Origin of the sequence: Exiguobacterium sp., assembly GCF_020832205.1 — a bacterium.
GTDB lineage: Bacteria > Bacillota > Bacilli > Exiguobacteriales > Exiguobacteriaceae > Exiguobacterium.
In genome coordinates this window covers 15864-40235 of the sequence record NZ_JAFIFD010000010.1, presented here as the reverse complement: position 1 = coordinate 40235, position 24372 = coordinate 15864, and the positions used below count along the sequence as shown (strand labels likewise).

24 protein-coding genes are annotated in these 24372 nt (G+C 49.5%); 15 read left to right on the top strand and 9 right to left on the bottom strand.

The window, feature by feature from the left end:
- Window positions 1-264: 264 nt before the first annotated feature.
- From JJU47_RS01965 to dnaA, 7 genes are all read right to left on the bottom strand, one after another.
- Window positions 265-1254, bottom strand: a complete 990-nt coding sequence (locus JJU47_RS01965; RefSeq protein WP_228615867.1) for an HD-GYP domain-containing protein — start codon at window positions 1252-1254, stop codon at window positions 265-267.
- Window positions 1255-1313: 59 nt separating this feature from the next.
- Window positions 1314-3884, bottom strand: coding sequence for a DNA gyrase subunit A (gyrA, locus tag JJU47_RS01960; RefSeq protein ID WP_228615866.1), 2571 nt, complete (start codon window positions 3882-3884; stop codon window positions 1314-1316).
- Between the two features lie 22 nt (window positions 3885-3906).
- Window positions 3907-5835, bottom strand: coding sequence for a DNA topoisomerase (ATP-hydrolyzing) subunit B (gene gyrB / locus JJU47_RS01955; RefSeq protein ID WP_228615865.1), 1929 nt, complete (start codon window positions 5833-5835; stop codon window positions 3907-3909).
- Window positions 5836-5889: 54 nt separating this feature from the next.
- Window positions 5890-7008, bottom strand: coding sequence for a DNA replication/repair protein RecF (gene recF, locus JJU47_RS01950; RefSeq protein ID WP_228615864.1), 1119 nt, complete (start codon window positions 7006-7008; stop codon window positions 5890-5892).
- Between the two features lies 1 nt (window position 7009).
- Window positions 7010-7225, bottom strand: a complete 216-nt coding sequence (gene yaaA / locus JJU47_RS01945; protein WP_024371095.1) for a S4 domain-containing protein YaaA — start codon at window positions 7223-7225, stop codon at window positions 7010-7012.
- A gap of 134 nt (window positions 7226-7359) precedes the next feature.
- A complete protein-coding gene (dnaN, locus tag JJU47_RS01940) occupies window positions 7360-8499 on the bottom strand; it encodes a DNA polymerase III subunit beta (RefSeq protein WP_228615863.1) in 1140 nt (379 codons plus the stop codon).
- 200 nt (window positions 8500-8699) lie between these two features.
- Entirely contained in the window at window positions 8700-10079 is a 1380-nt protein-coding gene (dnaA, locus tag JJU47_RS01935; RefSeq protein ID WP_228615862.1) for a chromosomal replication initiator protein DnaA, read from the bottom strand.
- Between the two features lie 780 nt (window positions 10080-10859).
- Here dnaA and rpmH point away from each other — a divergent pair.
- The 4 genes from rpmH (at window position 10860) to JJU47_RS01915 (ending at window position 13128) form a co-directional block, all read left to right on the top strand.
- Window positions 10860-10994 (top strand): 50S ribosomal protein L34, encoded by a 135-nt coding sequence (gene rpmH, locus JJU47_RS01930; RefSeq protein WP_015880216.1) that lies wholly within the window; start codon window positions 10860-10862, stop codon window positions 10992-10994.
- Between the two features lie 154 nt (window positions 10995-11148).
- Window positions 11149-11487, top strand: coding sequence for a ribonuclease P protein component (gene rnpA / locus JJU47_RS01925; protein WP_228615861.1), 339 nt, complete (start codon window positions 11149-11151; stop codon window positions 11485-11487).
- Window positions 11488-11606: 119 nt separating this feature from the next.
- A complete protein-coding gene (yidC, locus tag JJU47_RS01920) occupies window positions 11607-12467 on the top strand; it encodes a membrane protein insertase YidC (protein ID WP_029334003.1) in 861 nt (286 codons plus the stop codon).
- Between the two features lie 118 nt (window positions 12468-12585).
- Window positions 12586-13128: an HdeD family acid-resistance protein gene (locus tag JJU47_RS01915; protein ID WP_228615860.1), complete on the top strand. Its 543-nt coding sequence runs from the start codon at window positions 12586-12588 to the stop codon at window positions 13126-13128.
- Window positions 13129-13140: 12 nt separating this feature from the next.
- On the opposite strand, the gene JJU47_RS01910 is transcribed toward JJU47_RS01915, so the two are convergent.
- Window positions 13141-13896 (bottom strand): nucleotidyltransferase domain-containing protein, encoded by a 756-nt coding sequence (locus JJU47_RS01910; protein ID WP_228615859.1) that lies wholly within the window; start codon window positions 13894-13896, stop codon window positions 13141-13143.
- A gap of 169 nt (window positions 13897-14065) precedes the next feature.
- On the opposite strand from JJU47_RS01910, the gene mnmE reads away from it, so the two are divergent.
- The 5 genes from mnmE (at window position 14066) to JJU47_RS01885 (ending at window position 19851) form a co-directional block, all read left to right on the top strand.
- Window positions 14066-15445, top strand: a complete 1380-nt coding sequence (mnmE, locus tag JJU47_RS01905; RefSeq protein WP_228615868.1) for a tRNA uridine-5-carboxymethylaminomethyl(34) synthesis GTPase MnmE — start codon at window positions 14066-14068, stop codon at window positions 15443-15445.
- A gap of 15 nt (window positions 15446-15460) precedes the next feature.
- Complete coding sequence (gene mnmG / locus JJU47_RS01900; RefSeq protein ID WP_228615858.1) at window positions 15461-17347, top strand: tRNA uridine-5-carboxymethylaminomethyl(34) synthesis enzyme MnmG; 1887 nt, start codon at window positions 15461-15463, stop codon at window positions 17345-17347.
- A gap of 4 nt (window positions 17348-17351) precedes the next feature.
- Window positions 17352-18068 carry a 16S rRNA (guanine(527)-N(7))-methyltransferase RsmG gene (gene rsmG / locus JJU47_RS01895; RefSeq protein ID WP_228615857.1) on the top strand — a complete coding sequence of 239 codons (717 nt, stop codon included), beginning with the start codon at window positions 17352-17354 and terminating at the stop codon, window positions 18066-18068.
- A 77-nt stretch (window positions 18069-18145) separates the two neighbouring features.
- The gene (noc, locus tag JJU47_RS01890; protein ID WP_228615856.1) at window positions 18146-19024 is read left to right on the top strand and encodes a nucleoid occlusion protein; all 879 of its coding nucleotides are present in this window, start codon (window positions 18146-18148) and stop codon (window positions 19022-19024) included.
- Between the two features lie 44 nt (window positions 19025-19068).
- On the top strand, window positions 19069-19851 hold the full coding sequence (locus JJU47_RS01885; protein ID WP_228615855.1) for a ParB/RepB/Spo0J family partition protein: 783 nt from the start codon (window positions 19069-19071) through the stop codon (window positions 19849-19851).
- On the opposite strand, the gene yyaC is transcribed toward JJU47_RS01885, so the two are convergent.
- The gene (gene yyaC / locus JJU47_RS01880; protein WP_228615854.1) at window positions 19824-20450 is read right to left on the bottom strand and encodes a spore protease YyaC; all 627 of its coding nucleotides are present in this window, start codon (window positions 20448-20450) and stop codon (window positions 19824-19826) included. The two genes, JJU47_RS01885 and yyaC, sit on opposite strands and share 28 nt — an antisense overlap.
- A gap of 171 nt (window positions 20451-20621) precedes the next feature.
- Between yyaC and JJU47_RS01875 the strand changes: the two genes are divergently transcribed.
- The 6 genes from JJU47_RS01875 (at window position 20622) to rpsR (ending at window position 24245) form a co-directional block, all read left to right on the top strand.
- Window positions 20622-21563: a mechanosensitive ion channel family protein gene (locus JJU47_RS01875; protein WP_228615853.1), complete on the top strand. Its 942-nt coding sequence runs from the start codon at window positions 20622-20624 to the stop codon at window positions 21561-21563.
- The gene (locus JJU47_RS01870) at window positions 21553-21756 is read left to right on the top strand and encodes a DUF951 domain-containing protein (protein WP_228615852.1); all 204 of its coding nucleotides are present in this window, start codon (window positions 21553-21555) and stop codon (window positions 21754-21756) included. Before JJU47_RS01875 ends, JJU47_RS01870 begins: the two co-directional genes overlap by 11 nt.
- A 152-nt stretch (window positions 21757-21908) precedes the next feature.
- Window positions 21909-23009: a redox-regulated ATPase YchF gene (gene ychF, locus JJU47_RS01865; protein WP_228615851.1), complete on the top strand. Its 1101-nt coding sequence runs from the start codon at window positions 21909-21911 to the stop codon at window positions 23007-23009.
- A gap of 130 nt (window positions 23010-23139) precedes the next feature.
- Window positions 23140-23427, top strand: a complete 288-nt coding sequence (gene rpsF, locus JJU47_RS01860; protein WP_024371078.1) for a 30S ribosomal protein S6 — start codon at window positions 23140-23142, stop codon at window positions 23425-23427.
- Between the two features lie 37 nt (window positions 23428-23464).
- Window positions 23465-23974 (top strand): single-stranded DNA-binding protein, encoded by a 510-nt coding sequence (gene ssb, locus JJU47_RS01855; RefSeq protein WP_024371077.1) that lies wholly within the window; start codon window positions 23465-23467, stop codon window positions 23972-23974.
- A 40-nt stretch (window positions 23975-24014) separates the two neighbouring features.
- Window positions 24015-24245 (top strand): 30S ribosomal protein S18, encoded by a 231-nt coding sequence (gene rpsR, locus JJU47_RS01850; RefSeq protein WP_015880232.1) that lies wholly within the window; start codon window positions 24015-24017, stop codon window positions 24243-24245.
- Window positions 24246-24372: the final 127 nt, after the last annotated feature.

The window sequence follows — 24372 nt, the reverse complement described above, 5'->3', positions numbered from 1 at the left end:
CAGCGTTCGTCCTGAGCCAGGATCAAACTCTCCAAAGAATTTGATATAGCTCTTGAAAATGACGAAGCTTGCGCTTCAATCAAAACTTGTAAAACTTTTTTTGCCTCATCGTTCAGTTTTCAAAGTTCGTCTGTCGCTCTTAGCGACTCATTTATAATAGCATCTGTTAATCTATTCGTCAACTATAAAAATAAAATATTTAAAAATAATAAAAAACGACGTGTCTCCTTCTATCGCATATATAGAAGGAACACGTCGCATACCTTATTGAAAAGCTACAATCCGAACTTCGTTCAACCGAGTTAAATCATATGTTTCTTGTGTCGGTTCCGAGATGACAATCGGTTGTTCCACGCGTGGGGTGTAATGTTGAATCGTTCCGCGTACGCCGCTACTGAGCAACACGTTGCGTCCGACTTCGAAAAAACCAAGCAAAGTAGCCAACAGCGTCAGCGCCTCTTCATCGTACGCTTCGTTTTGCCACATATAAAAGTAAGCTTCTTCAGGAGTCAACGCGTTACGGAACGTGCGAGGCGCCGTCAATTGACAAAACCGGTCAGCGACAATAAAGAGTGGAGACGCCGGATGAAGTTCACGCTCCTCGAGTCGATTTGGGAACCCTGAACCGTCTAACCGCTCATGATGTTCCGTGATCAATTTGACGACTCGGGGACGCAACGTTTCATCTTCAGGGAGCATCGACGCAGATACGAGAGGATGTTGGTATAATAGTTCCCGCTCCATTTTTGTAAAGTATCGCATGTGCGACCATTTGCGGATTTTGGCATAGCTTGCATCTGCAAAGTAAGACGCGATTCCATAATCAAATTGCAGACGATGCTCATCCCCTCGATACTTCGAAAGCGACTTTGCAATCAATGCGCGATAGATGGCATGATGGATTACGTGATTTTTACGGAGAGGTTGGTCTGTAAAAAACGCGACGATGGCTGACAACGGATAATCCGTTTGAAACAGTTGATGGACAAACTCTAAAGCTTCATACGGGTTCAAAGCAATTCGTTCTTCCCACTGATTATAATGCCGTTCGTATTGAACAATTTTAGAACAGACCTCTTGTTCCTCGTTACGAGTAAATCGGCGACGTTCGACAGGATCCACTTCTATCGCTTCAACTTTCAAAAACCGGAGCAAGCGTAAATGTTCGTTTGTCAGTTTGATTCCCGCTTCTAACGAGGATACCGACGTCTTTAACGTCATCCCGACGTGCACGTTCGAAATGGCTAACCGCATGCTCATTCCTCCTCCTACATAAAAAAGGTCGAACGGAAGCTCCGTTCGACCTTTTCGCCTTACTCGGTCTCTTCAGACGATGGGCCGATTTCCGGTGCTTCACCAACAAATCCATTCTCCATATCGACTGCCGATTCCTCTTCTAGCTCATCTTTTTTCAATTTCGCGATGGTTGCCAGACGATCACCGTCTTCGATGTTCATCACTTTCACACCGCGCGTGCTGCGTCCCATTTGTGAAATGGTCTGTGAGTCAATCCGAATTGCGACACCGAGCTCGGTCATGAGCATGATATCGTCATCCTCATCGACGACGCGCATCCCGACGACCGTTCCTCGATCGGTCTTAATACCGATGATTCCCGAACCGCCTCGTCCTTGCGTACGGAATTGCTCCATGGCGGTACGTTTGCCATATCCTTTTTCCGTAATAATGAGAACGTCTTGCGTTGACCGGACGATTTCCATCGATACGACTTGATCGTCGTCTTTTTTCAATCGAATCGCACGTACACCTCGAGCCGTACGGCCCATTGAACGTACTTCTCCTTCGAGTGGGAAACGAATCGACATCCCTTCACGGGTCACAATCAACATCTCATCGTCACTCTTCGCGAGACGAACCGTAACGAGTTCATCCGTTTCATTCAAGCTGATGGCGCGCAAGCCGTTTTTATTGATCCGAGCGTAAGCAGAAAGCGGCGAACGCTTCACGAGACCTTGTTTCGTAATGAAGACGAGCGACAATTGTTCATCTGCCACTTCCGCTTCCGAGTCTTCACTTACCTCTTCCGTGATCGCTTTATCAGCCAAATAACTGTTAAAGTCAACCGGAATCATCGTTTCGACTTTTTCGCCTTTATCGACTTGAAGCAAGTTGATGATCGGCATTCCTTTCGCCGTTCGACTCATCTCCGGAATCTCGTATCCTTTCAAACGGAAAACACGTCCGAAGTTCGTGAAGAACAAGATCGTATCGTGCGTCGAGGCCGACAGTAGACGAAGTACGAAGTCTTCATCGTTCGTCCCCATCCCTTGTTTCCCGCGACCACCACGTCGTTGCGTCCGGTACGAGTCGGTCGGGATCGACTTGATGTAGCCTTCACTCGTGAGCGTGATCATCATGTCACGTACTGGAATCAAATCTTCATCTTCGAGTTCGACGATGTCTGTGCGAATCACGGTGCGGCGTGCATCACCGTAACGTTCTTTGATTTCAGTCAGTTCGTTGCGGATGATATCGAGAAGAAGCTCTTCATCACCGAGGATGGCACGAAGTTCTTCGATCAACGCTTGAACTTCACGATACTCGCCTTCGATTTTCTCCCGCTCCAACCCTGTCAATCGTTGAAGACGCATATCCAAAATCGCTTGCGTTTGTTCCGTAGAAAGACCGAAACGGGCAATCAATTTCTCACGCGCCTCATCTCCAGTGCGTGTGCTCCGGATGAGAGCGATAACTTCGTCGAGATGATCGAGGGCAACGCGCAATCCTTCAAGAATATGTGCCCGCGCCTCAGCCTTATCGAGGTCGAATTGAGTCCGGCGACGGACGACTTCTTTTTGGTGTTCGATGTAATAGTAAATCGCTTGTTTCAAGTTGAGTGTCTTCGGACGGCCGCCGACGAGCGCGAGCATGTTTACCCCAAACGTCGTCTGCATCGGTGTCTGCTTGTACAAGTTGTTCAAAATGACACTCGCGTTGGCATCGCGTCGAACTTCGATGACGACACGCATACCGTTGCGGTCGGATTCATCGCGTAAGTCAGTGATGCCTTCGATTTTCTTATCCCGCACCAAATCGGCAATCTTCTCAACAAGACGCGCTTTGTTCACTTGATAAGGGATTTCATGGACGAGAATACGTTCGCGGCCATTTTTCAACACTTCGATCTCTGCTTTTGCACGCATCGTAATTGAGCCACGGCCTGTTTCATAGGCGCGACGGATACCGCTCCGGCCTAAAATCTCCCCTGATGTCGGGAAGTCTGGGCCCGGAATATGTTGCATCAATTCAGCGATAGTAATGTCAGGGTTGTGCGTAAGTGCGAGCACTCCGTCAATCACCTCGTTCAAGTTATGCGGCGGTACGTTCGTCGCCATCCCGACAGCGATTCCGCTCGTCCCGTTGACGAGGAAGTTCGGGAACCGAGCTGGCATGACGACCGGTTCTTTTTCCTCACCGTCGAAGTTCGCTTGGTAATCAATCGTGTTTTTACCGATGTCGCGTACGAGTTCCATCGCAATTTTAGACATTCGGGCTTCCGTATAACGCATCGCGGCCGCTGAGTCCCCGTCGACAGACCCGAAGTTTCCGTGTCCGTCGACAAGTTCGTAACGATAGCTGAAATCTTGAGCCATGCGCACCATCGTCTCGTAAACGGCCGAGTCACCGTGCGGGTGATACTTACCGATGACGTCACCGACGACACGAGCCGATTTCTTATGCGGTTTATCAGCCCGAATACCGAGCTCGTTCATTGCATAGAGAATACGACGGTGGACCGGCTTTAAACCGTCCCTTACGTCTGGAAGGGCACGTGACACGATAACGCTCATCGCATAGTCCATGAACGACGTCCGCATCTCTTGGCTAATATTTATATCCTTGATATTTTCTTGTTCTGCCATTCGTTATTGCCTACCCTTCTGTTTAAATATCGAGGTTTTTCACATAGTGCGCATGTGACTGGATGAAATCGCGACGCGGCTCGACATTGTCTCCCATGAGCGTCTCAAAGATCTCATCCGCCTCGATGGCATCTTGAAGGTCAACCCGCAGCATCGAGCGCGATTCTGGGTTCATCGTCGTACTCCACAACTGTTCTGGGTCCATCTCACCGAGACCTTTGTAACGCTGGACGCTATATCGTGCATTTTCAGGAAGGCGCTTAATCGCTTCCTGCAATTCGCGATCGTTTTGGACGTACACGATCTCTTTTCCGTGCTTCACACCGTAAAGCGGCGGCTGGGCGATATAAACGTAACCGCTCTCGATGAGCGGACGCATGTACCGGTAGAAAAACGTGAGCAACAATGTCCGGATGTGGGCACCATCGACGTCGGCATCGGTCATGATAATCAATTTATGATAACGAGCCTTCCCGAGATCGAATTCTTCTGCGATCCCAGTGCCAAGCGCTGTGATGATCGTGCGGACTTCTTGGTTCGCTAAAATTTTGTCGAGACGTGCCTTTTCCACGTTGATGATTTTACCGCGAATTGGCAAAATCGCTTGGAAGTGGCGGTCGCGTCCAGATTTCGCCGAACCACCGGCCGAGTCACCCTCAACGATATAAAGTTCAGATTTCGACGCATCCTTAGATGAACAGTCGGCCAATTTCCCTGGCAATGAACTGACTTCGAGGATCCCTTTACGTCGCGTCATCTCACGGGCACGTTTTGCCGCGAGGCGAGCTCGAGCAGCCATCAGTCCTTTGTCGACGATCAAACGGCCGACCGACGGGTTTTCGAGCAAGAATTGTTCGAACGTATCCGTGAACAATGAGTCGGTCGCTGTCCGGGCGTCAGCGTTGCCGAGCTTCGTCTTCGTCTGCCCTTCGAACTGTGGCGACGGGTGTTTGACCGAAACGATGGCCGTCAAGCCTTCGCGGACGTCGTCCCCTGACAGACTGCCATCCGCTTCTTTCATGAGACCGAAGCGTTTTGCGTAGTCGTTGATGGAACGCGTAAGGGCCGTCTTGAAGCCTGTCTCGTGCGTCCCGCCTTCATGAGTTGGGATATTGTTCGTGAACGAGTAAATGTTGCTTGCGAACCCTTCGTTGTACTGAAGGGCGATCTCGACTTCAATCCCGTCCTTCGTCCCGTGAACGTAGACCGGTTCTTCATGGATCGATGCCTTCGAGCGGTTCAAGTGTTCGACGTACGACTTGATTCCACCCTCGTAATGATAGTTTCGCTCAATCGTCTCGTCGCCGCGCTCATCTTTAGCGATGATGCGCAACCCTTTGTTTAAGAAAGCAAGTTCACGCAGACGCGTGGCAAGCAAATCGAAATCATATTCGAGCGTCTCTTCAAAGATGTCACCATCGGGGAAGAAACGAACCGTTGTTCCTGTCTTGTCGGTCGTTCCTACAATCTCTAATTCGCCTTGCGGGACACCGCGTTTGAACGATTGGTAGTAGACATTTCCGTTTCGACGGACGAACACTTCGAGCTTGGTCGACAAGGCGTTGACGACGGATGCACCGACGCCGTGTAAACCACCGGACACTTTATATCCGCCGCCGCCGAACTTCCCGCCCGCGTGTAAGACCGTGAAAATGACCTCAACGGCTGGACGTCCGGTCTTCTTCTGAATGTCGACCGGGATTCCTCGACCGTCGTCTTCGACCACAATCGAATTCCCTGGCTCTACCGTCACTGTGATCGTTTCACAATGACCAGCGAGCGCTTCATCGATCGAGTTATCGACGATTTCCCACACCAAGTGGTGGAGACCTCGTGAACTCGTTGAACCGATATACATCCCAGGGCGCTTACGGACTGCTTCTAAACCTTCAAGTACTTGAATCTGATCGGCACCGTAGTCTTGCATTTGTTTTTCGTTTTCGTTACTCATCGGTTTTGTTCACCTACTATACATGAATTGGTGTTCGTCTTGACTGGCTTTACGTTATACAGATTCGGATTCAACTTCTCCTTGTTTCACGTGAAACACTTTAGCTTGTTGAATCGTTTCGTGGGCAATCCCATCGATATTCGTCGTCGTAAGGATCGTTTGAACTTTTTTTCCCATCGTGTCGAGCAGATGGGTTTGGCGATGGTCATCGAGTTCTGACAAAACGTCGTCTAACAACAAGAGCGGGTACTCCCCGACTTCTTCATGAATCAGTTCAATCTCCGCTAGTTTCAAAGACAAGGCCGCCGTGCGTTGCTGACCTTGTGAACCGAACGTTTGGACGTTTCGATCGTTCACGTACAATTCGAAGTCGTCGCGATGAGGACCGAATAAGGTCACTCCTCGTCTTCGTTCGTTCTCTCTTATTTTATCAAACTTTTGTCGATACGTTTCAAACATCTGTTCTTTCGTGTGACGTTCTTTTTGGAACGTGTCCGATACGTACTGAATCGTCAGCGTCTCTAGGTTTCGCGTGATCCCTGCATGAATGGGTCCCGCCCATTTCTCTAGCTGATCGATAAAGTGGTGCCGTCTTGAAACGATTTTCACAGCGACTTCAATCAACTGGTCGGTCAGGACTTCGAGCAATGTCTCGTCCCCACCTTTAATCGATAGCTGCTTTAACAAAGCGTTCCGTTGCTTCAACGTTTTCAAATATTGATTCAAGTCGTGCAAGTACACTGGACTGACTTGACCGATTTCCATGTCTAAAAATCGTCTGCGGCCTTGCGGGCTACCTTTGACGATCGCAAGGTCTTCTGGAGCGAACAAGACGACGTTGAATGCGCCGACATAATCGCTAAGTCGCCGTTGTTCCAGATGATTCAGCTTCGCTTTTTTGCCTTTTGAGGAGAACGTGAGGGACTGGACCGTCTCACCTGTCCGTTTATGGATCCGCCCCTCGATGAATGCGGCATCGGACTCCCATCCAATCAACTCGCGATCTTGTGTCGTCCGATGCGATTTGGCCAGCGCAAGTACGTAAATCGATTCGAGCAGATTCGTTTTCCCCTGGGCGTTCTCACCGATGAGAACGTTCGTCTGATCTGAGAAATCAAGCTCGAGGGTTTCGTAGTTGCGGTAGTTTTGCAATCGGATCGACATTAGACGCACGTTAGTTGCCCTCGATTTGGAAATCTCCGAAGCCTTCGACTTCGATCTTATCTCCGTCACGGAGCTTACGTCCGCGACGTTGATCCACTTCACCGTTCACTTTAATTTGCACGTCTTCCAAGAAAAACTTTGCTTGGCCTCCGCTTGAGATAATATCCGCCAACTTTAAAAATTGTCCGAGTGTTACATACTCGGTTGTAATCGACACTTTGTTCATGTCGTCACTCCCTTTCTTTCATACTAATTACAAAAAATCGCCATACTTATTAGTTTATCGAAAAACGTCGAATAAGGCAAAAATGGGGATGATAAGGCAAAGTACCTTATCATCCCCATTCCGGCTCGTCACTGTCACGATGTACGAACTGGCAAAATCAACTGGAGGACACTATCTTGTTCGACCGGACGCAAAATGAACGGACGCATAGAACCAGTGAATTGAATCTCGATCTCAGAAGCATCAAGGGCGCGGAGTGCATCCATGACGAATTTCGAGTTGAATGAGATTTTGAGTTCTTCCCCTTCGAGCGATAGAATGCTCACGCGCTCTGACACTTTTCCGACTTCCGGAGAATGTGAGCTCACTTCGACTGTCGTCGCTTCTTCAGCGACAAACTTGATGACGTTGTTGCGATCAGCACGTGCGAGAAGTGAGGCGCGATCAATCGCCTGCAAGAAGTCTTTCGCGTTCAGACGGACTGCAGTCCGGTACTCTTCCGGGATCAAGCGCGACGTGTCTGGATAAGCTCCGTCTAAGAGACGCGAGAAGAACGAGATATTTTTCATGCGGAACAAGATCTGTTGGTCCGTCAAGACGATTTCGATTGGCAACTCTTCACGATCGAGCAGCTTGGCGAGTTCGTTAAGCGAGCGTCCTGGAACGACAACGTTTTGGAACGTCAAATCATTATCCGTCTCAAAACGGGCACGACGAAGTGCCAAGCGGTGACTATCCGTTGCCACACATGTGAGGAACCCTTTTTCAGCCGAGAAATTCACACCCGTCAGAACTGGTCGTGTTTCTTGTGACGAAACAGCGAAGCTCGTTTGACGAATGATCGTCTTTAACAAATCAGCCGGCAAATAGAAGCGGCGGTCGCTTGCGAGTTCCGGGAGGCGCGGATATTCGTCAGGGTCGAGTCCGTTCAAATGAAACTCGGCTTGTCCTGATTCGATACGCGTCATAAAGTTCGGGGACACTTCGAGCGTCACTTCGTTCGTCGGAAGCTTCTTGACGATTTCTCCAAGGAAACGAGCGTTTAAGACGACACTGCCGGCCCGTTGGATTTGGATGAGCTCGATACCGCCTTCTTCGACAGGAATCAAACGTTCAATCGAAATCTCAGTATCGCTGCCTGTAAGGGTCAAACCATCCGCATGTGCTTCAAGTTTCAATCCTGTAAGAATTGGAATCGTTGTTCGTGAAGCGACAGCTTTTGATACATCTTGTACGGCTTGCATGAATACATCTCGCTGAATCGTTAAATGCATGTGGATAATTCCTCCTAAGTGAAATGAGTCGTAGTAGTTAATAATAATAGTATTATTTAAGTCATAATAGTAATAAGGGCTGTGGATAGTGGGGATAAGTGCCTTTAACCACTCGTGTTGAGCCATTTTGCCTGTGAATAACCTGTGGATAAGTGAGGGTGTTTATCCACAGGTTATCCACATAGATTTCAGGCTGTATTTTAAGACAACGCCTTTTTCAACGTTTGAATCGTCTCTTGCATTTCAGGATCATGTTTCAACAACGTGCTGATCTTCTCATGAGCGTGGATTACTGTCGTATGATCCCGTCCTCCGAACTCTTCCCCAATTTTCGGTAATGAACTCTCTGTCATCTCACGTGACAAGTACATTGCGATTTGTCGAGGGAAAGCGAGCGTTTTCGTTCGTTTTTTCGCCTTTAGTTCATCGACTTCTATATTAAAGTGACGTCCGACGATTTCTTGGATGTCCCGAATGACGATTTTCTTCGCTTCTTGGACGGGCATGATGTTATGCAGCGCTTCTGCGGCTACATCGGGATCGATTGGACGGGCGACGAGTTTTGCGTAAGCGACGACGCGTGTCAACGCTCCTTCTAACTCACGAATGTTCGTATCGATTTGGTTGGCGATATATAGCATGACTTCGTTGGGGATGTCGAGTCCTTCGGCTGTCGCTTTTTTACGTAAAATCGCGATTCGTGTTTCTAAGTCAGGCGGCGTGATATCCGTGATGAGCCCCCATTCGAAGCGTGAACGGAGACGGTCTTCTAATGTCGGTATTTCTTTCGGTGGTCGATCGCTCGAGATGACGATTTGTTTCTGGTCATTGTGGAGCGCATTGAACGTGTGGAAGAACTCTTCTTGTGTCTGTTCTTTCCCCGCTAAGAACTGAATGTCATCGATTAATAACACGTCAATATTGCGATAGCGGTTGCGGAACTCCTCTGTCTTGTTATCCCGAATTGAATTGATGAATTCATTCGTGAACTTCTCAGAGGAAACGTAAGCGATTCGGGCTCCTGGTTTCTGCCCTTTCACGTAGTGACCGATGGCATGCATGAGGTGGGTTTTGCCTAACCCGACGCCTCCATAAATAAAGAGCGGGTTGTACGCTCGAGCCGGTGCTTCAGCGACAGCGAGCGATGCCGCATGGGCAAAGCGGTTGCCCGAACCAATGACAAACGTCTCAAAGATGTACTTATCGTTCAATTGTCCGAGACTTGCTTCCTCTTTTGATAGGACTGGAACGGGCTGTTCTTTCGTTTCCGTGACAGCAATCGTTTCTTTCGAGGGCAATCCGTCAGCAGGTGCATACTTGTGTGCTTGTGACTCCTCAATAAAATGAATCTCAAGCTTATTGTTCGTCACTTCTTCGACCGTGTCTTGCAACAAGGATAAGTATTGACGCTCGAGCCAAGTCACGATGAAACTGGCTGGCGCAGATACGACGAGTGTCGTCCCCATCAATGAAATACCTTCTGTCGACTTCAACCACATGTCAAAACTTGCTTTTGGTGTACGTTCTTCTTCTTCGATCAAAGACAGAACGTTTCTCCAAATCTCTTGAGCATTTTTCAATGAAAGACCTCCTTTACCGTTTATGTTGGCGAAACTTATTCACACGATATACACAATCACTATTCTATAGTACATACTAGGATTATCCACAGAGAACAAAAACTGTGGATAAAGTTATCCACACGGTGTTGATGGTGGGGATAACAGTTATCCACAGCCTGTGTATATCTTGTTATGACTGAAAGTTCATCCACAAGTTTGTGCACATTCAGTTTATCAAAATAAAATAGACGTGGCAACGCTTTTTGATATTTATCCACAGACTGCGAAAACAATCCACAGGCACTTATCCACATGCTGTGTATAGTGTGGATAAACTGTGGATATGTTGTGGATAAACGAGATAAGAGGAATACTCGAGGTAAAAAGTTATGCACAAAAGAGGAAGAAAGAAATGTGAATAACATTTTTGTAAGAGAGGAAAACGATATTTTAAAAAATAAGAGGATAACTTTGTTGAAAAAAGAGGAGTTATTCACATATAAGTGTGGATAACTAGCAAATCATGTGGATAAAATGGCTTAGCTATGCTATTTGTAAAGATAGTACGAGCGTTGATGTAAACATCGTGTCAAGTTTCTGCTGCCAACTTAAGCAAATGGTGGCAATCGTTCCCCTCCCCTACTCAAGTGGTCAATCGGGATGACGATTGCGGGGGATCAGGAAAACCTGCTGAAAATGGATTGACAATCGAAGACACAGTTTATATAATCTTAAAGACTGCCTTAAATGAAACCATAACTTGCTAATAGAGCGTTAACCTTGAGGAGGTGCTTAACCATGAAACCAACGTTTAACCCAAACAACCGTAAGCGTAAAAAAGTTCACGGATTCCGTGCGCGTATGGCGACGAAAAACGGCCGCAACATTCTTGCAGCTCGCCGTCGTAAAGGCCGCAAAGCCTTGACTGTCTAATAACGATCACAAGATTGCCTGGGGATTGATCCTTGGGCAATCTTTTTTTTGTCACACAATCAAATTGAAAAAGCTGATTCGCCCTCGTTGAAACGAATGGGATATGGTATGATGTTAGTTGACGATTTTTGAACCGAAGGATGGAGTGAGAATTTTGAAAAAAGAATACCGTTTGCAAAAGAATGAAGAGTTCCAAGCGGTGTTTCGCGAAGGACGCTCCGTGGCCAATCGTCAGTTTGTCGTCTACACGCTCAAAGCGGATCAAGCGCATTTTCGGGTCGGACTTTCTGTCAGCAAGAAGTTAGGAAACGCCGTAGAACGAAATCGAATGAAACGGTTGATGCGTGAGTCGCTTCGCCTACTTGAACCGAACGTGGCACCGTATCAATACGTCATCATTGCACGTAAACCGGCAACGGCTTTGTCGCAAGATGAAGTGACGGAAAGCTTGAAGCATGCCTTTAAGCGAGCGAAAGTTTGGAAGTCAAGATAAGTCGAACGTCCACTGCAATCCGGACTCGTTCTTTCATATATAACGTAAACTAACCAGGATTGACCGATAGACGTGAGATGATACAAAAAAGAATCGATACAGAAAGTGTAGGAGGAACTATGAGCAAACAGCTGAAATTAGGATTGTTAGCCGTTATGACTGGTGCCATTTTGTTAATGGCTGGTTGTGTCGACCCTTCGACGATCCAAGGAGAGCCGATCACGGCTGAGACAGAAGGCTTTTGGGCAAAATATTTTGTTTGGCCCCTTGCATGGTTATTGAAAGAAGCTGCGTACTTAATTGGTGGTACATGGCAGTATGGGTATTCGATTATCGTCGCGACGATCATTGTCCGTCTGTTAATTTTGCCGCTCATGATCAAACAGACGAAGAGTATGGGTGCGATGCAAGTATTGCAACCGGAAATGTTGAAACTTCGTGAGAAGTACAGCTCGAAAGACCAAGAGACACAGCGTAAGCTACAAGAAGAAATGATGAAAATGTATCAAGAGTATCAAATCAACCCGCTCGCAGGTTGTTTGCCAATCTTGATTCAAATGCCAATCCTCTTTGCGTTCTACGATGCAATCCGCCGGACACCGGAAATCTTCGAAGCTCGTTTCCTCTGGTTCGATCTCGGGGCACCAGATCCGACGTTTATCTTGCCGATTCTTGCTGCGATTTTGACTTATGCGCAACAAAAGATTTCAATGGCAGGTCAAGAACAAAACCCGCAATTGAAAATGATGCTCTACATCTTCCCGGTCATGATCTTCGTCATGTCGATCACGCTACCGGCAGCCCTCTCGATGTACTGGGTCGTCGGTTATATCATCTCGATCATCGTGACGATGGCGATCATGCTCCCGATGCGTGAGAAGATGAAAGTACAAGCTGAAGCGAAAATCGCGGCGAAAGAAGCAGAACGTGCCGCCCTCGTGGAAGAAGAGAAAAAGAACAAAAAGAAAAAACGTAAGTAATGCCAAAAGGCTGTGAATCCAACATTCACAGCCTTTTTTCTGTCTGGATGTAACATTGCAGAAAGTCGGGAATAGGAGAAGGACGGGTTTAACGCATATGTAGAAAGGAGTCATGGCAATGGAGATGCTCATCAAACGGTTGGAACGGTCGACACTTTTGCAAGCAGGCATCTATTTTTTGATCGGGCTGTTGATTTTGTTGAATCCGCGTTTTTTCTTTGACGTCATCGTTTACGTCGCCGCCGGTTATTTGGTGGTCCTGGGGTTGTGGGCCGTCTTTCAAGGGTTGCGTCAGAAACGGGATGGTCTTCCCCCGTCGTTCTTTATGGGGATCGTCTATTTGTTGTTAGCGCTCATCGTCTTTTTCTTTGCCGAGACGCTCGCAAGTCTGTTGCCGATCTTCATCGGTCTATTATTCGTCTTCGGAGGCATCATTCGCCTGATCCAAGCCGTCGGTTACCGGCGGACGATGGCGAACCGATGGGTCTTCTTCTTCGTGACGAGCCTGCTTTGGATTGGCATCGGCCTTCTCATGTTGACGAATCCGTTCAGCAGCTTGCTCGTCTTGTTCCAATTGTTCGGCGGATTTTTAATCGCCGTAGGACTCATCGAGTTGGTGCTCTATTTCACACTGCGGCGCACGAGACGAGAAGCCATGTAAAAACGAGCCGCCTCAATGAGGGCGGCTTTTTTCACGCTGAATCAACTGATCATAAAATAGACGGAGGCGATTGAACCCGGACATCGTCTCGAAAAACACCTGCTCTTCCTCGAGCCAAGCGATGTAGCGTTTGGCAGCGATCGGATGGCGTGAAGGTGTCAGCGCTTCATACCACTCACGGAGCGGGATCACGTCCCGGACGGCCGCGTCTTTTAATCCGAGCGCGGCACGGGAAGGGTCATGATGCGCGGCAAGTACATAGGCAAAATGAATCATTCCTTGACGAAGCATGTCGACCGCCCAGACGTCGTTTCCACGGTCCCGTGCTTTCGTATATTGAAAGAAGAACCAAATCGCATCAAACGCGTGTTCGAATAGATCGTGGTCCGTTAGCGTCAGCGTGCGCGGATGGTGGCGGAGCAGCTCGTCTGGATCGTATAGTGTGACGATCTCGTCCTGGGTGTACAACCTAGCTTCCGTCACCGTGAATAAATCGACGTGCAGGAAATTATCATAGACGACGATCAGTTGCGGAGCGATGATATGAATCTCATCTTCTAATAATATCGGGCGGTACGCGGCGAGATGTGCGCGTCGTCGTGTTAAGAACGCATCGAGCTCATCTTCAGGCACCATCGCATATAAATCGACATCGGAATGTTCGTCACCTTCTTTGCGACCGAACGAGCCTTTCAAGAAAATAGCGCGGACCGCTTCATCATGACGTAACGTCTCAGTCAAGACGTGAATTGCCTCGTGCTGACGCATCCTTTTCAACTCCCTTTTGGAAATATATTACTTTATTGTACAAAAGTGAATGAGTAAAACGCAATGAATTTAGGAAAGGTCGGACGCTTTCGTTCCAGTCGAATATCGTGTATAGTAGGTGCGTTATGCATATGATGAAGGAATGGATGAAGTTTGGAGGGAAAGAATGATGCTAGAGTTTGACACGATTACAGCCATCTCGACTCCGATGGGCGAAGGGGCAATCGGAATCGTCCGCTTGTCCGGTGACCAGGCCGTCGAGACGGTGGCGCGCGTATTTTCTGGGAAAAACTTGACGGAAGTCGAGTCACATACGATCCATTACGGCAAATTGAAGCGACCTGACAGCGACGAGGTCGTCGATGAAGTGATGGTCAGCGTCATGCGGGCACCGAAGACGTTCACACGAGAAGACGTCGTCGAAATCAACTGCCACGGTGGGATTGTCGCGGTCAATCGTGTCCTCGAGTTGATCCTTGAACAACCGAACATTCGATTAGCAGAACCGGGTGAGTTCACGAAACGCGCCTTTTTAAACGGACGCATCGACTTATCTCAAGCCGAGGCGGTCATGGATCTGATTCGGGCAAAGACCGATCGGGCCATGAACGTGGCCATGTCGCAAATGGAAGGGCGTTTATCTCGCCTCGTGCGCGATTTGCGCCAACAGCTGCTTGAAACGATTGCAGCCGTCGAAGTGAATATCGATTATCCAGAGTATGATGCCGAAGAGATGACGCAAGCGATCGTCGAAGAGAAGGCAGGCGACGTGAAACGCGTGCTCGAGCAACTGCTCGAGACGGCACGCCAAGGTAAGATCTTACGGGAAGGTCTCGCGACAGCGATTATCGGACGCCCGAACGTTGGGAAATCGTCGCTTATGAACACGCTCGTCCAAGAGGCGAAAGCGATTGTCACCGAAATTGCCGGAACGACGCGTGATACGATTGAAGAGTACGTGAACGTGAAAGGTGTGCCCCTTAAGCTGATTGATACGGCCGGTATTCGTGAAACGGAAGACATCGTTGAACGGATCGGTGTGGAGAAATCACGAAAAGCACTCGCGGGCGCGGATTTGATTTTGCTCGTCTTGAACGGTCACGAAGGCTTGACGGTCGAGGACGAGGCATTGTTTGAAGCGATTGCCGGAATGAATGCGATCATCATCATCAACAAGACGGACTTGCCACAAAACATGGATTCTTCTAAGCTAGAGAAACTAGCGACCGGACGTCCGATTGTCGCGACTTCGCTCTTGCTCGAGGAAGGAATTGACGCGCTCGAGAAGGCGATTTCGAACTTGTTCTTCGCTAAAGGTGTCGAATCGCAAGATATGACATACATTTCGAATGCACGACACATTCAACTCATTAAACGAACGATCGAACAAATTGATGAGGCGCTCGGAAGCGCTCTTATGAATATGCCGATCGATATGGTCCAAATCGATTTACGCCGGGCGTGGGATACACTTGGTGAAATCAATGGGGACACGGTTCAAGAGAGTTTGATCGACCAACTCTTTTCACAGTTTTGTCTTGGTAAATAAGAAGGAGGAAATAATATGGCTTATACGGCAGGCGAGTTTGACGTTATCGTCATCGGAGCCGGTCACGCGGGGATCGAGGCGGCACTCGCGTCGGCGCGCATGGGCGCGAAAACGGCGATGTTGACGATGAACCCGGACATGGTCGGGTTCATGTACTGCAACCCATCGATCGGTGGCCCGGCAAAAGGAATCGTCGTGCGCGAAATCGATGCCCTCGGCGGCGAGATGGCGAAAGCGATTGACGCGACGTACATTCAAATGAAGATGCTCAACACGTCGAAAGGTCCAGCAGTGCGTGCATTACGGGCGCAGGCGGACAAGTTCCAATATCAAAATCACATGAAGAAAGTGCTCGAGGACGAACCGAACTTGTTGCTTCGGCAAGCGCTCGTCGAACGCTTCATTATTGAAGATGGGAAAGTGGCCGGTGTTGTCACGAACACAGGCTCTGAATATCGAGCCCCAGCGGTCATCGTCACGACCGGCACGTTCATGCGCGGTCAAATCATCATCGGAGAACTGTCGTATGAGAGCGGTCCGAACAACCAAATGCCATCGGTCGAGCTATCGAAGCATTTAGAAGAACTCGGCATCGAACTCGTTCGTTTCAAGACAGGGACGCCACCGCGCATCGACGGCAAGACGATCGATTACACGAAGACAGAGATTCAACCGGGCGACGACAACCCGACGTTGTTCTCATACACGTCAAAAGGGCTTGACCCGATCGAACAGATTCCATGCTGGCTCACGTACACGAGCGAGCGGACGCATCAGTTGATCGATGAGAACTTGCATCGCTCGCCGATGTACTCGGGTGCGATCAAAGGAACGGGACCGCGTTATTGTCCGTCGATTGAAGATAAAGTCGTGCGCTTCAACGACAAGCCGCGTCACCAAATCTTCCTTGAGCCGGAAGGACGCGATACGGAAGAGATTTACGTTCAAGGTTTCTCGACGAGTATGCCAGAAGACGTCCAGCATCAAATGTTACGCACCATCCCGGGACTTGAGAACTCGGAAATGATGCGTCCGGGATATGCGATTGAGTACGATGCAGTCGTCCCGACGCAACTGTGGCCGACGCTTGAGACGAAAGCGATTGAAGGTCTGTTTACGGCCGGTCAAATCAACGGGACGAGCGGATACGAAGAGGCGGCCGGACAAGGTGTCATGGCCGGGATTAATGCGGCGTGCAAAGTGCTCGGGAAAGATCCGGTTATCCTGGACCGGTCGCAAGCGTATATCGGCGTCTTGATCGACGATCTCGTGACGAAAGGGACGAACGAACCGTATCGTCTGCTCACGTCACGGGCCGAGTACCGTCTGCTCTTGCGCCACGACAACGCTGACTTGCGTCTAAGTGACATCGGTCATGAAATCGGTCTTCTGTCGGAAGAGCGCCACACCCAACTGAACGAGAAGCGAGAAGCGATCGTGAAAGAAGTGAAACGATTGGAGTCGCTCGTCGTCAAACCGACGCCGGAAGTGAACGCGATGCTCGAGACGCTCGGTGCCAACCCGTTGAAAGAGGCGACGCATGCGAACATCTTGTTGAAGCGTCCAGAAGTCACGTATGAGGCGCTCATGACGGTCGTGCCGGCCCCGGCGGAATTGCCAATAGACGTGGCCGAACAAGTCGAGATTCAAGTGAAGTATGAGGGCTATATCTCAAAACAGCTTGAACAAGTGGAGAAGATGCGCCGGATGGAAGAAAAACGCATCCCAGAAAACCTCGATTACGATGCGATCGGCGGTTTGGCAACAGAAGCGAAACAAAAATTGAAACAAGTTCGTCCGCTCTCGATTGGACAAGCGTCACGTATTTCCGGGGTAAACCCGGCCGACGTGTCGATCCTTCTTGTCTACATCGAGCAAGGACAATACGCGACGGTGGAGTGAGACGATGAACGAATCCCAATTTATTGAGGCGTTACAGGAAAAAGGGTTCGAATTGAGCGAGAAGCAACTTGCTCAGTTCGAACGTTATTTCGAGATGCTCGTCGAATGGAACGAGAAGATGAATTTGACGGCGATCACGGACAAAGAAGAAGTTTACTTGAAGCATTTTTATGATTCGCTCAGCGCGGCGTTTCATTTTGACTTCACGAACGTCGACACGGTATGCGACGTCGGCGCTGGTGCGGGGTTCCCGAGCTTACCGCTCAAAATTTTGTTCCCCCATCTACACGTGACGATTGTCGACTCGCTCAACAAGCGCATCACGTTTTTGAATGAGCTCGCACTCGCCCTTGAGCTCGAGGGGGTCGCTTTCCATCATGGACGCGCCGAAGAGTTCGGAAAAAATAAAAAGTTTCGTGAGCAATTTGATGTCGTGACAGCTCGTGCCGTTGCCCGGATGACGGTGCTCGCCGAGTACTGTTTGCCGCTCGCAAAAGTCGGCGGAACGTTCGTAGCGCTCAAAGCGGCGAAAGTATCCGACGAACTGGTCGATGCGAAAAACGCCTTGGCCGTGCTCGGTGGAGAAGTAAAAGCGACACACCAGTTCCTATTGCCAGGAGAGATGAGTGAGCGTAATATCGTAATTGTAGATAAATTACGAAAAACGCCCGGGAAATATCCGCGTAAGGCGGGGACACCGGCGAAAGAGCCACTAATCTGAGTAATAGTGTTTCACGTGAAACTAAAAGCAGATTCCAGTGGGAGTCTGCTTATTTTTTTACATAAGGGGTGCCGACGTTGAAGAAAACATTTGCCAAGTGGTTTGGAAATCGACAAGAAGTGGCCGTTACGGAAATGGCACAAGTCAGACCGCACGATCAAGTCGAAGAGATTCAATTATCGCTCTTGCTTCCGAACCGCTATCAACCGCGTAAAGTGTTCGAGCCGGCCAAGATTGAAGAATTGGCCGTGACGATTCAAGAGCACGGTTTGCTCCAACCGATCGTCGTCAGGCGGGTAGAACTCGACCGCTACGAGATCATCGCCGGGGAACGGCGCTTCCGTGCGGCCAAATCGCTCGGATGGTCGTCGATTCCTGCCATCGTCCGTGATATGGATGACGATACGACCGCAGCGCTCGCGCTCATCGAGAACTTGCAACGAGAACAGCTCAGTCCGATTGAAGAAGCAGAGGCGTATGAACGTCTCTTGGCTATGAACGGTTTAACGCAAGCCGCACTCGCCAAAAGTCTCGGCAAGAGTCAATCGACGATCGCGAACAAGCTGCGCCTGTTGAAACTTCCCGAAGATGTGAAGCAATGTCTGCGGGATCGTCAAATCAACGAACGTCATGCGCGCGCCTTGTTGCCGCTCAAAGATCCGCATCTGCAGCTTGAGGTGCTCGTCGAGATCATCGAACAAGAGTACAACGTCAAAGAGACGGAAGCGCGAGTCGAACTGTTGTTGTCACCGATCGAAGAAGAAAAGCGGAAGCCGAAGAAACGGCATCGCCGGACGAAAAGTTTCGCTCGGGATACACGGATCGCCATCAACACGATTCGTGACTCGGTCGAACTGATCGGCAAGACAGGTATTGAAGTCGAAACTGAAGAAGTCGAAGAAGACGGGTTCGTCGAGATTCGAATTCGAATCCCTAAAGCACGGCCACAAAAGTGAGCCCGTGCTTTTTTCAATCGTTGTACGAATAAGGAGGAACGCATATGGAACGGCTACCGATCAAGTTCATTCGTCCGAACCCGAATCAGCCCCGAAAACAATTCGAGCCAGAGAAACTAGATGAATTGCGTCAGTCAATTGAACGATACGGGGTGTTGCAACCGATCGTCGTTCGAAAAGCGAGCGGATTTTATGAGATCATCGCCGGTGAACGTCGTTATCAAGCGGCGCAATTGGCAGGGAAGTCAGATATCCCGGCGCTCATCGTGACGGCGGATTCGGACCGGGTCATGGAGCTTGCCCTCATCGAGAACATTCAGCGTGCAGATTTGAACGCGATCGAAGAAGCGCTCGCCTATGAACAGCTCATGCAGACACTCGGCCTGACGCAACAACAGTTGGCGGAACGTGTCGGGAAAAGCCGAAGCCACGTGACGAACAGTTTGCGCCTCCTCCGGTTGCCGAGTGCCGTTCAGCACGCCGTCATGGTCGGGGAGTTGACGATGGGACATGCCCGCGCGATTACAGGGATGAAGTCCGAGCAGGCGATGGAGCAAATTGCCAGACGAGTTATCGCCGAGCAGTGGACGGTTCGACGCCTCGAGCGTTTCTTACAAAAAGAGCGCACAGCAAAAAAGACGCTCAAGCGCTCGAACGCCGACGTTGAAGCCGTCGAGGCGGTACTAGCAGAACGTCTCCAAATGGATGTCTCGATCCGGCCGCGTCGTAAAGGCGGCGTCCTCGAGTTGAAATATTTCTCGCAAGATGACCTTGAGCAGCTGCTCACCTTGTTGTCACCTCAAGATTTCGACTCGTCACGTGACTGACGAAGCCTCGTGATGGCGGCCTCTTCATGATGCAGGCGGTTGACGCGGGCGTCAAACTCGGCGAACCCTTCCGTAATGAAACGAGCGAGCTCATAGACGAGGTGAAGGCGGGTATTTTGCAGAATCATCATTTCCATGAAACCACTCACGTTGACGACGGCTTTAATATTGTACTCGCCGACCGAAGGCAACTCTTTTTGTACGCCGGCACCGGGTGCGAGCGGACCTTCTGAGAAAAAGACGTAACCGACGCTCGATAAGCGGCCGAGGCACGCGTCGATTGCGATAATTAAAGGACGATGGAACCTTGTTTGGATTTCATGAAGCGTTTCGACCAAGTTCAACGCGTGAACCGGTTTGGTCAATGTTCCGTAAACGTATAAGTTGCGGACTGCCCGTTCTTCAAGAAACGTACCGACGAGGGGACCGAGTGAGTCTCCGGTCGAGCGGTCGGATCCGATACAGACGAGGACGATCGGACGATGCGCCTCGTTCGCCAACTGATCGTGGAGTTGGTCGGCAAACAGGCTAGATCCATTCCGTTCGGTATGTTCGATGAAGAAGGAGTACGGTTTATGAGGTTTTAGGCGAAACGGCATGAATCTCATCCTCTCTTCTGAGCTGCAGGGTGTCTAGTTGTCTTGTTGGAAAGATACCGTATTAATCCATTCCCAAAACAATGAAACTTATAACGTCTAGATGTAGGGTTTGAGAAAAGTCGTGAACTATGGTTTGATGGGTTAGAATCTACGACTTTACGAGGTGAAAATATGGCTTCACAAAATACAGAACCAACTGATTTGACGACGGTGGCTGATCAGACGATTGAGAACGTCAACCGGTTCGTCGCTTATTTCCAAAACACAGAGATGTGGATCGGCTTTGGCTTTAAATTGGCCGGGGTCGCTTTGATCATTTTGGCGCTATACGTGGCGTCGCGTATTTTGACGTCGATGGTACAGCGCGTCTTCACATTGCGCAAAATCCATGAAGATAACATCGTCGCCCAACGGCAAAATGAAACGCTGTTGAAACTGGCGCAAAATACGATTCGATACGTGCTCGGACTCGTCATGATTTTGACGGTGCTCGGACAGTTCGGGGTCAACATCGCCGGTTTGATCGCATCGGCCGGGGTCGCCGGTCTCGCCATCTCGTTCGGGGCGCAAAACTTGGTGAAAGACGTCATCACGGGCGCGTTCATCATCTTTGAAAACCAATATAAGAACGGTGATTACGTCAAGTTGAACCAGCAAGTCGACGGGACGGTCATTGAAGTCGGGATTCGGACGACGAAGTTGAAAGGGTTGAACGGGCAAGTGACGATCATCCCGAACGGACAAATCATGCAAGTGACGAACTACTCACTTGAAAACAGTGTCGCGGTCGTCGATATCGGTGTCGCCTATGAAGAAGACATGGTAAACGTCGAAAAAGCGTTGAAAGAGATTGCGAAAGCGGTCGAAGAAAAGTACCATGACTTGTTCATCGAACCGATTACACTCGCGGGCGTTCAGTCGCTCGGACCGTCAGAAGTCGTCTATCGCCTCATGGCCGAGGTACCACCGACGCAACACTTCGCGGCTGGCCGCATCTTACACAAAGAATTGAAAGCGGGGCTCGATGAGCGTGGAATCGAAATTCCGTATCCTCGCACCGTCATGATGTCCCCGAACACATCGACTAAAGGAGCACCCGGAGATGCAAGCTAAATCGTACGAATTACATGACTACGTTGAGATGAAGAAACCACATGCTTGTAAGACGAATCGTTGGCAAGTGACGCGGGTCGGGATGGATGTCCGGATCAAGTGCCAAGGCTGCGGAGCAAGCGTCCTCATGCCACGTCGTGACTTTGACAAACGATTGAAGAAAGTGCTTAAAGAAGATAGCGCCGCTGAATAAGTGGCGTTTTTCTATATGTTCATACGTTGAGTTGCGGTTTAATCGCGGACTAACTATAATTGTGAAGGATGTGACGGTGTGGTGTACTACATGTACCCACTCCACAGACGGATTAACATTTCCCGGGAAAGCCGGATGAGGAGGACATACAAGTGGGATTAACAGCAGGAATCGTCGGTTTACCGAACGTCGGAAAATCGACACTATTTAACGCAATTACGCAAGCAGGTGTGGAAGCGGCCAACTATCCGTTCGCCACGATCGACCCGAACGTTGGGGTCGTTGAAGTGCCGGATGCGCGGCTCGATCGATTGACAGAGCTCGTCAAACCGAAAAAGACGGTGCCGACAGCGTTTGAATTCACAGACATCGCCGGAATCGTCAAAGGTGCGTCTAAAGGCGAAGGGCTTGGGAACAAATTCTTGGCCAACATCCGCGAAGTCGATGCGATTTGCCAAGTCGTCCGTTGTTTCGAAGACGACAACATCACGCACGTGGCAGGTAAAGTGTCACCGATCGACGACATCACGACGATCAACCTCGAACTCATTTTAGCGGACCTCGAGTTGGTCGAGAAACGCATCACACGCGTCCAAAAGATGGTCAAATCGAAAGATAAGGGTGCACCTCAAGAACTTGAAGCACTTGAAATCGTTCAAGCCGTCCTCGAATCGGAGCGCCCAGCTCGCGTCGCTGAGTTGACAGAAGACCAACTCGCCATCGTCAAACACTTCCAGTTGCTCACGATGAAGCCGATGCTTTACGTCGCGAACGTGAGCGAAGATGAAGTCGCGGATTCGGACAACAACCCGTACGTCCAGGCGGTGCGTGAGCACGCGGCGACTGAAGATGCGCAAGTCATCGTCATCTGTGCCCGCATCGAGGAAGAGATTTCAGAACTCGAGCCGGAAGAGCGCCTAGAATTCTTGCAAGACCTTGGTATTGAAGAGTCTGGTCTCGACCAGTTGATTCGTGCCGCTTACTCGACGCTTGGCCTCGCGACATACTTCACGGCCGGTGAGAAAGAAGTTCGGGCTTGGACGTTCAAGCAAGGGATGAAGGCGCCGCAATGTGCAGGTGTCATCCACTCTGACTTCGAACGCGGTTTCATCCGTGCCGAAGTCGTGTCGTACGAAGATTTGTCGACAGCAGGCAACATGACGACAGTTAAAGAACAAGGTAAGCTTCGGTCGGAAGGGAAAGAGTACGTCTTCCAAGATGGCGACGTCGTCACGTTCCGCTTCAACGTTTAAGTCATTTTGCTGAAACGTGTTGTAAAATGAAGAGAAGTTTGATAGTATATTATGACGTGAGTAAAACAATTGTTTGCTCCTTGCTCCTACAACCGGTAGGAGCCGTTAGTCCAAGAGGAGGTGAAAGATAATGCGTAAATACGAACTTCTTTACATTATCCGTCCATCAGTTGATGAGGAAGCGAAGAAAGCTTTGATCGAACGCTTCAACAACGTCATCACTGAAAACGGTGGTACTGTTGAAAAAACAACAGACATGGGTAAACGTCGTCTCGCTTACGAAATCAACAAGATGCGCGAAGGACACTACGTTCTTCTCAACATCACTGCTGAGCCGAAAGCGATCCAAGAAACAGAGCGTCTCATGAAGATCTCTGACGACGTTGTCCGTCAAATGACAACTAAAGACGAGCGTTGATTCTTGACGCTTCATATTGCGAAAGGGGAGCTTTGAGATGATTAACCGAGTTGTGTTAGTTGGTCGATTGACTCGCGATCCGGAAATGCGTTACACGCAGAGCGGCATCGCCGTAACTCGCTTCACTCTCGCTTGCGATCGTCCATTCACTGGACAAGATGGGAAGCGCGAGGCGGACTTTATTGATTGTGTCGTATGGCGCAAACAAGCAGAGAACGTGGCACAATATTTGAAAAAAGGCAGCATGGCCGGCGTAGACGGTCGCCTTCAAATCAGTAGTTACGAAGGTCAAGATGGCCAACGTCGTTACCGGGCAGAAGTCGTAGCCGATAGCGTACGCTTCCTTGAACCACGCGGTGCTTCAACGCAACGTGATACAGCACCGGCCGGAGATGTATTCGGTGGTGGTGAGTCAAGTGGATCAGGATGGGGCGCAGCCGCTTCTTCGACTTCATCTCAGTCCTCGAACTCAAACAAAGGTTTTGAGGCCGACCCGTTCTCGGGCGGCGGAAAAATCGACTTATCGGATGACGATCTGCCATTCTGATCGTACCGATTTAAAACTAACCTAAAAAGGAGGTCTTCACATGGCACGTCGTCCAGGAGGTCGTCGTCGTCGTAAAGTATGTTTCTTTACGTCGAACAACATCACTCATATCGATTATAAAGACGTAGAATTGCTCAAGCGCTTCGTTTCGGAGCGTGGTAAAATTCTTCCACGTCGTGTGACTGGTACTTCAGCGAAATACCAACGTCCACTTACTGTCGCTATCAAGCGCTCACGTCAAATGGCTTTGCTTCCATACGTTGCAGAGTAATCTTGGCGCACGACTTATCCTTCGGGGTAGGTCGTTTTTTTGTTTACCGTCGGAGTGTAAGTCAAATAGACGGATATGGTATGATAAAGCAGAAACCATTTCGACATCATGAGTCTTTCATACTCAT